General features: G+C 52.2%; 2 pseudogenes. One reads left to right on the top strand and one right to left on the bottom strand.

The annotated features are described in order from the left end of the window. Positions 1–339 (top strand): annotated as a pseudogene (locus tag BFF42_RS18295) (IS1-like element IS1B family transposase); the annotation flags it as partial. A gap of 122 nt (positions 340–461) precedes the next feature. Here BFF42_RS18295 and BFF42_RS18290 read toward each other — a convergent pair. Beyond that, positions 462–983, bottom strand: a pseudogene (locus BFF42_RS18290) (transposase domain-containing protein); the annotation flags it as partial. Between the last annotated feature and the right edge of the window lie 112 nt (positions 984–1,095).

Below are 1,095 nucleotides of genomic sequence, written 5' to 3'. Positions count from 1 at the left end.
CAGCGCTGGCTGTTTTACGCGTATGACAGGCTCCGGAAGACGGTTGTTGCGCACGTATTCGGTGAACGCACTATGGCGACGCAGGGGCGTCTTATGAGCTTGCTGTCACCCTTTGACGTGGTGATATGGATGACGGATGGCTGGCCACTGTATGAATCCCGCCTGAAGGGAAAGCTGCACGTAATCAGCAAGCGATATACGCAGCGAATTGAGCGGCATAACCTGAATCTGAGGCAGCACCTGGCACGGCTGGGACGGAAGTCGCTGTCGTTCTCAAAATCGGTGGAGCTGCATGACAAAGTCATCGGGCATTATCTGAACATAAAACACTATCAATAAGTTGGAGTCATTACCGAGCAGAGCGTGTTCTAACATCATGATAACATAAAATAATTAGTAACAATAAATGAAAGAATCATGGGAGCTCAACAAAAAGAGAGCTAAATAGCTGTGTGGAATAGTAGATCACTTTGGCGGTATAATGGCAGATCGTCTGCATACTTTCCGGTAACAACATGGGCCAGAAGCCCCGCTCCGGCATAACTGCGTGCAATGGGTTTTGAAGGCACCGGTGCCTGCACGATATGGTCGCACCGGCGACAGGCCAGTTTAGGGCGTTGTTTTTCGATAACCTTAAAGGCGCTGCTGATAAGCTCCAGCTGCTCTGACACATCACATCCCAGTGGACTGAGTTCACCACCACAGGCCGGACAGCATTCCTCTTCCGGCCGGATGACCCGGGGGGCACGGGGAAGTGAGGCTGGTAACGGTTTACGGGCTGAAGACTGGCGCAGGGAAGATGGCAGTACCGGGTCATATTGCTCACCCAGTGTTTCCGCCATTTCCTCCTGAAGTGCGCTGATTCGCTCCTGTGCTTCCTGTATCCGCCGTTCGGTTTTTGCGCGAAGTTTTTCTGAGCTTTTACCGAACTGCATACGCTGCAGTTTCGCGACCAGCGCCTTCAGTCGGTTGATTTCGGAAGGCCTAGACAACTGAATCTGCGACCCAGACCTGATTAGGTGCTGTGGGCGTAAAGTTCTGATTCAGCAGATTCGGCGTAACCGGCAGATTGTGGTCAGAGTTTGTGGTCGCCCT

The sequence above is a fragment of the Shigella sp. FC1661 genome (assembly GCF_001712525.1).
Lineage (GTDB): Bacteria > Pseudomonadota > Gammaproteobacteria > Enterobacterales > Enterobacteriaceae > Escherichia > Escherichia coli.
Note: the sequence above shows the minus strand (reverse complement) of the source record. Positions and strands in the feature narration are given on the sequence as shown.